6 protein-coding genes are annotated in these 7054 nt (G+C 67.0%); 2 read left to right on the top strand and 4 right to left on the bottom strand.

Annotated features, from left to right (window positions below):
* The 4 genes from ACU0BR_RS13365 to ilvD form a co-directional block, all read right to left on the bottom strand.
* Entirely contained in the window at positions 1 to 2028 is a 2028-nt protein-coding gene (locus ACU0BR_RS13365; RefSeq protein ID WP_446157328.1) for an oxidoreductase, read from the bottom strand.
* Between the two features lie 133 nt (positions 2029 to 2161).
* Positions 2162 to 2551, bottom strand: a complete 390-nt coding sequence (locus tag ACU0BR_RS13370) for a hypothetical protein (protein WP_446157329.1) — start codon at positions 2549 to 2551, stop codon at positions 2162 to 2164.
* Positions 2552 to 2561: 10 nt separating this feature from the next.
* The gene (locus tag ACU0BR_RS13375) at positions 2562 to 3335 is read right to left on the bottom strand and encodes a DUF6478 family protein (protein WP_446157330.1); all 774 of its coding nucleotides are present in this window, start codon (positions 3333 to 3335) and stop codon (positions 2562 to 2564) included.
* Between the two features lie 195 nt (positions 3336 to 3530).
* A complete protein-coding gene (ilvD, locus tag ACU0BR_RS13380; RefSeq protein ID WP_446157331.1) occupies positions 3531 to 5294 on the bottom strand; it encodes a dihydroxy-acid dehydratase in 1764 nt (587 codons plus the stop codon).
* 174 nt (positions 5295 to 5468) lie between these two features.
* On the opposite strand from ilvD, the gene ACU0BR_RS13385 reads away from it, so the two are divergent.
* Both ACU0BR_RS13385 and ACU0BR_RS13390 read left to right on the top strand, forming a co-directional pair.
* Complete coding sequence (locus ACU0BR_RS13385) at positions 5469 to 6383, top strand: CPBP family intramembrane glutamic endopeptidase (RefSeq protein ID WP_446157332.1); 915 nt, start codon at positions 5469 to 5471, stop codon at positions 6381 to 6383.
* 67 nt (positions 6384 to 6450) lie between these two features.
* A partial coding sequence (locus tag ACU0BR_RS13390; protein ID WP_446157333.1) for an acetyl-CoA carboxylase carboxyltransferase subunit beta occupies positions 6451 to 7054 on the top strand: 604 nt, incomplete at its 3' end.

Raw genomic sequence — 7054 nt, forward strand, 5'->3', positions numbered from 1 at the left:
TCACAAGGTGGCGGCCAGCCGCGCGCCCTGATCTATGGCACGCTTCGCGTCCAGTTCCGCCGCAAGGTCCGCGCCGCCGATGACATGCGGGCTGCGGCCCAGCGCGATCAGCTCATCGGCCAGCGCGCGCTCGGGCAACTGCCCTGCGCAAAGCACGATCGTATCGACCTCCAGCACCGTGGGGCGTTCGCGAGTCTCGCCGAAACTGATGTGCAGGCCCTGGGCGTCTATCGCCTCATAGTTGACGCCACCCACCATCTGGACCTTTTTCATCTTCAGCGTCGCCCTGTGGATCCAGCCGGTCGTCTTGCCCAGCCCGCGTCCGGGCTTGGAGGCCTTGCGCTGCAACAGCGTGATCTGCCGTTCGGCCTGTTGAGGCCGTGGCCCGTCGGGCGACAGGCCGCCGCGCGCCTGCGCCGGATCGGCGATGCCCCATTCGTTCAGCCAGGCGGGCAGGTCCTCGGTGGTGGTGTCGCCGGGATGGGCGAGATATTCGGCCACGTCGAAGCCGATTCCCCCCGCGCCGATGATCGCGACACGGCGACCGACCGCCACCTTGCGGCGCAAGACGTCGATATAGCTGACGACCCTGTCGTCGTCCTGCCCCGGAATCTGCGGATCGCGCGGCAGGACGCCGGTGGCCACGATGACCTCATCGAACCCGGCCAGATCCGGCGCCGCGACCCTTTGCGACAGATGCAGCGAGATGCCCGAGGCCGCGACCGCCTTGCGATAATAGTCCACCAGGCCGTGGAACTCCTCCTTGCCGGGGATCTGACGCGCCATGTTCAACTGTCCGCCGATATCGTTCGCGCCGTCGAACAGGCTGACGTCATGGCCGCGGTGGGCCGCGACCAAGGCGGCGGACAGACCCGCGGGCCCGGCGCCCACGACCGCGATGCGCTTGCGCTGCGCCGCCCGGTTATAGGTCAGTTCGGTTTCATGGCAGGCACGCGGGTTGACCAGGCAGGTCGAAATCTTGCCGCTGAAAGTATGATCGAGGCACGCCTGGTTGCACGCGATGCAGGGCGCGATCCGCTCCGCCTGCCCGGCCTGCGCCTTGGCCACGAAATCGGCATCCGCAAGAAAGGGGCGCGCCATCGACACCATATCGGCGCAGCCGTCGGCCAGGATGCCCTCGGCCACCTCGGGCGTGTTGATCCGGTTGGAGGTGACCAGCGGCACACCCACCTGCCCCATCAGCTTGCGCGTGACCCAGGCAAAGGCCGCGCGCGGCACCGATGTGGCGATGGTGGGCACGCGGGCCTCATGCCAGCCGATGCCGGTGTTGATGATCGTGGCGCCCGCCGCCTCGACCGCGCGGGCCAGCTGCACGACCTCCTCGAAGGTGGAGCCGTCGGGGATCAGGTCGATCATCGACAGGCGATAGATGACGATGAAATCCTCGCCCACCGCCGCGCGCACGCGGGACACGACCTCCACCGGCAGGCGCATCCGGTTCTCGTAGCTGCCGCCCCAGCGATCCGTGCGCTTGTTGGTGTGGCGCACGAGGAACTGGTTGAGGAAATACCCCTCCGATCCCATGACCTCGACCCCGTCATAGCCGGCGCGGCGGGCTTGGGCTGCCGAATGCGCGATGTCGGCGATCTGCTTTTCGATGCCTTCCTCGTCCAGCTCTTTCGGAGCGAAGGGCGAGATCGGCGATTTGATGGCGCTGGGGGCGACGCAGGCCGGATTGTAGGCGTAGCGGCCCGCGTGCAGGATCTGCATCGCGATCTTGCCGCCCGCATCATGTACCCGGTCGGTCACCACGCGATGGTTGGCGATGTCCTCGTCGGTGAAAAGCCCCGCCGCCCCGGCGAAGACGCCGCCCTCGGCGTTGGGGGCCATGCCGCCGGTGACCATCAGCCCGACCCCGCCGCGCGCCCGCGCGGCGTAGAACTCGGCCACGCGGTTCCAATCCTTCGTCTCCTCCAGATTGGTATGCATGGACCCCATCAGCACCCGGTTCTTCAGCGTGGTGAAGCCCAGGTCCAGCGGGGCGAGCAGGTTCGGATAGTGGGACATGCGTGCGCTCCTTCGACCGCAAGGAAAATGCGCCGGGGCCCGCCGTCTTGTCACCCCCATACGCCGCGTAAGGCCCGGCTGAGCGCGACGGCGGCCCGCCGCCCGACCGGAGATGCGCCCCGACGGGCGCGCCTCAGTCCGATCCGCCGGTTTCCAGGCAGTGGCGGCGGAAGGCACGCTTGAGCATGTCAAGCTCCGCCCTCAGCAGGCCGATTTCCGCCCTCAGGTCGTCTTCCAGCGGCTGGCCGGTCACGATGGTGAAACTGCCCAGCCGCGCGTCGTCATCCGTGTCCCGGACCAGAAATGTCTGCACACCGTCCGACAAGGCGGCGGGCGGCACCGGCACGCGCAACAGCCAGGCGTTCGGTGCGCCGGGCACCTCGGTGAGAGAGACGCCCTCGACCGCGGTGTCGAGATGGGTCACCTCGATCCGGGGAATGCCGCTGCTGTCTTCGGGCAGGCTCAGCACCGCCTCCCAGACGCCGCCGTGCAGTCGCCGCTTTTCCAGGGTGATGTCGGTCATCGCGGCTTCCTCACAGTTCAGACCGCGGACGACGGGTCAGCGTCACATCGCGCAGGACGATCTGATTCAGTTCCGGCCCCTCGAATATCAGATCCAGCCACATCCGCTCCATGCGTTTTTCGTTGACCTTGGTGTAGGCCAGATCGAATTCCACCATGACCTCGCTCGCGTTCAGGGGCAGTTCGCGCACGATCTGTTCGGTGTTGGGACCATGCTTGATGTTCAGCCGCGCGAATATCTCCAGCGGTTTTTCCGTCTCGATGATGGTGTCGAGCCGCAGGACATGGCTGAGTTTCAGGCCCTCGACCGCGCTGTCGGGCAGATCGACGACGAGAGACAGAAAGCTGCCGTCGAAATGAAAGACATCCATCCGCAGACCGAAGGGCGCCAGGTCGTGATCGCGCTGATTGCGAATCTGGCGCAGCGTCAGTTCCGACACCTTGCAGTCATGGAAAATCTTGGCTTCGGACCCGTATTCGGTCTGGCTTTCCACTCCGGCGCAGCCCGGCGAACGGATGGGGCCGCGCCAGATCTCGGGCCGGTAGGCCCAGTCGCAATAAAGCGGCTTGCGGATCGCGTTCGAGCCGATCAGAGGCAGCGCCAGCCGCCCCTCCGCCACATGCAGCAGCTTGTCCAGACGCCGCCGCTGCTGGCGCGCGCGGCTGCGCAACAGGCGCAAGGTCGTCAGATCAAGCGTATCCGCGGCCTCGGCGGCGGCCTCCCAGCGGGCCAGCGCGCGTCTGTGGCGCTCCCTGCCGATAAGATCTTTGACTCTACCCAACATGTACTCTTTCCGACATCCGTGCACGGCACTGTGCCAAATCAAGCCCTGGCACACAAAGGTTTCGCAATGAATACCGGGCGATCGCCGCCGCAGCGTGACCCCGCGGACAACAAGACGGCAATCAGGCGCGGCCGGCCCCCCGGGCGAGCTGCGCGACGCAACGGGCGGGGAGGTTCACCCCCGCCCGCCCGCGCCTCAGAGGTCCATGTAGACGTGGGTTTCCGCATTGGCGCCGGGATGCGTGACCGCCCCCTTGCGGGTGGAGCCGACAAGCTGCGCGTATTTCCACAGCGCGCCCGAGGCATAGTCGGTCGGCCGCGCGCCGGTCCAGGCGGCCTTGCGGCTTTCCAGCTCCTGCGCCGTCAGATCGACGAAAATCTCGCCCTTGATCGCGTCGATGGTGATGATGTCGCCGTCTTTCAGCAGCGCGATGGGTCCGCCCTGCGCGGCCTCGGGACCCACGTGGCCCACGCAGAAGCCGCGCGTCGCGCCCGAAAAGCGGCCGTCGGTGATCAGCGCGACCTTCTTGCCCATGCCCTGGCCCGACAGCGCGGCGGTGGTCGACAGCATCTCGCGCATGCCCGGCCCGCCCGCGGGGCCCTCGTTGCGGATGACGATGACCTCGCCTTCCTCATAGCCGCGTTTCTGCACCGCTTCGAAGGCGTCTTCCTCGCATTCGAACACGCGGGCGGGGCCGGTGAAGACCTGCTCCTCCTTTGACATGCCCGCGACCTTCACGATCGCGCCTTCGGGGGCCACGTTTCCCTTCAGCCCGACGACACCGCCGGTGGCGGTCAGCGGGGTCGCGATCGCGTGGATCACGCGTCCGTCGGCCTCTCGGTCGATCTTGTCGAGCTCCTCGCCGATGGAATAGCCGCTGGCGGTCATGCAATCCACATGCACCAACCCGGCCTTGCGCAGCTCCTTCATCACGACGGGCAGACCGCCCGCATCGTAAAGGTCCTTGGCCACGAACTGGCCGCCGGGCTTGAGATCGACGAAATAGGGCGTGTCGCGGAAGATCTCGCACACGTCGTCGAGGAAGAAGTCGATGCCGGCCTCGTGCGCCATCGCGGGCAGGTGCAGGCCCGCGTTGGTCGACCCGCCGGTGCAGGCGACGACGCGGGCGGCGTTCTCGAAGGCCTCGCGCGTGCAGATGTCGCGCGCGCGGATGTTCTTCCCGATCAGGTTCATCACCGCCTCGCCCGAGGCCGCGGCATATTGGTCGCGGCTCTCGTAGGGCGCGGGCGCGCCGGACGAGTTGAAGAGCGCGAGGCCGATCGCCTCGGACACACAGGCCATGGTGTTGGCGGTGAACTGCCCGCCGCAGGCCCCGGCCGAGGGGCAGGCCACACGCTCCAGGATTTCCAGCGCCGCGTCGGATAGCGTGCCGTTCTGATGCCGACCCACAGCCTCGAACATGTCCTGCACGGTCAGGTCGCGGCTGGCGAAATCCCGGGGCACGTCGGCACCGGCGGGCACCTTGCCCGGCAGGATCGACCCGCCATAGAGAAAGACCGAAGGCACGTTCAGCCGGATCATCGCCATCATCATGCCCGGCAGCGACTTGTCGCAGCCCGCAAGACCGACGATCGCGTCGTAGCAATGACCGCGCATCGTCAGTTCGACCGAATCCGCGATCGCCTCGCGACTGGCAAGGCTCGAGCGCATTCCCTCATGGCCCATCGCGATGCCGTCTGTCACGGTGATGGTGGTGAATTCGCGCGGGGTGCCGCCGCCCGACTTGACCCCCAGCTTGACCGCCTGCGCCTGCCGGTTCAGCGCGATGTTGCAGGGCGCGGCCTCGTTCCAGCAGGTGGCGACGCCGACGAAGGGCTGCTGGATTTCCGCCTCGGACAGGCCCATCGCGTAGTAATAGGACCGATGCGGCGCCCGCGCGGGGCCTTCGGTCACATGGCGGCTGGGCAGCTTGGATTTGTCGAACGGGCGTTTCAGCATGGCGGGCTTCCTCTGGATGTGCTGTGCACGGGATAAAGCAGGGCTTATGAGCAGGCAAGGTCGATTGACCGGATTGCAACCCGGGCGCAGCCGCAATAGCTTGCCGCGCAGTCAGCCATGCGCCGGACCAGCCGCGCTGACTGTCCCGCCCCGCAACCACCGCCGGATGCCGCAATGCCAAACCCCACCTCGCGCAGCGCGTTGAATTGGCTGCCCGCGCGATTTGCAACCTACGTCCGACCCGCAGCGCGCTATCCGGCGATCTGGCGGCTGGTGCTTGGGCTGGTGATCGTGCTGATCGTATATCTGGGCTGGCTGGCGGGGCTGCTTGCGCTGGTGTGGGAATTGCGCGGCGGGTCCAGCCCGCTGAACGCGCTGGGACGCATCGCCCGCGCCGACACGGAAATCGACGCCTTTCTGGTGCTGTTCAGCTTCATCGGCATGGCGGCCGGTCCGCTGCTCGCCGCGCGTCTGCTGCACGGGCGCGGATGGCGCAGCCTGACGGGCCCGCTGCCGCAGGCGCTGCGCGAGGGCATCGTGGCTGCCCTGACCGTCGGCGCGGTCTTTGTCGCCGCACATTACCTGACCGGCGCGGATATCGAGCTCGACCCCAACATGCAGCCGTCGCTGTGGCTGATGCTGCTGCCGCTGACGCTGTTGGGCCTGATCGTGCAGACCGGCGCGGAGGAGCTGCTGTTCCGCGGCTATACCCAGCAGCAGCTTGCCGCGCGTTTTGCCTCTCCGCTGGTGTGGCTGGTGCTGCCCGCGGTCGTGTTCGGCCTGCTGCATTTCGATCCGGCGGGCGGCGCGACCAGCGTGCTTGTGGTGGCGGCCGCTATCCTTTTCGGTCTGATCGCGGCAGATCTGACCGCGCGCACCGGCAGCCTGGGCGCGGCCTGGGGCTTTCACCTGGCGAACAACTTTTTCGCCATCGCGGTGGTGTCGATGGAAAACTCGATCACCGGGCTGGCCCTTTACACCACCGGCTTTCCCATCGACGACATCGCCATCGTCCAGCCTCTGCTGCTGCGAGAGCTGGCGATCACGGCGGCGGCCTGGGCAGCCTGCCGGATCACCCTGTGGCGCTGAGGCGGCGTTGCATTCCGCAGGGCCGCGTTCTATCTGAATGCGAGGCCGCGCCAGCAGAGGACCCCGCATGAACTGGATCTCAAACTACGTCCGCCCGCGGATCAACTCGATCTTTTCGCGCCGCGAGATGCCCGACAACCTGTGGACGAAATGCCCGGAATGCGGGACGATGCTGTTCCACCGCGAACTGGCCGACAACCTGATGGTCTGCACCAACTGCGATCATCACATGGGCATCACCCCCCGCGCGCGGTTCGAGACGCTGTTCGACGGCGGCATATTCACCGTCGTGAAGGTGCCCCAGCCCGTCGCCGACCCCTTGCATTTCAAGGATCAGAAACGCTATCCCGACCGGCTGAAGGCCGCGCAGAAAGCCACCGGAGAGGCCGAGGCCATGCTGGTGGCTGAGGGTGAAATGGGCCGCACGCCCATCGTCGCCGCGGCGCAGGATTTCGCCTTCATGGCCGGGTCGATGGGCATGTATGTCGGCAACGCGATCATCGCCGCGGCCGAACGCGCGGTCGAGCTGAACCGCCCGCTGATCCTTTTTTCCGCCGCCGGCGGTGCCCGAATGCAGGAAGGTATCCTGTCGCTGATGCAGATGCCGCGCACCACCGTCGCCGTGCAGATGCTGAAAGAGGCCGGGCTGCCCTACATCGTGGTGCTGACCC

Source organism: Brevirhabdus sp. (genome assembly GCF_052826345.1).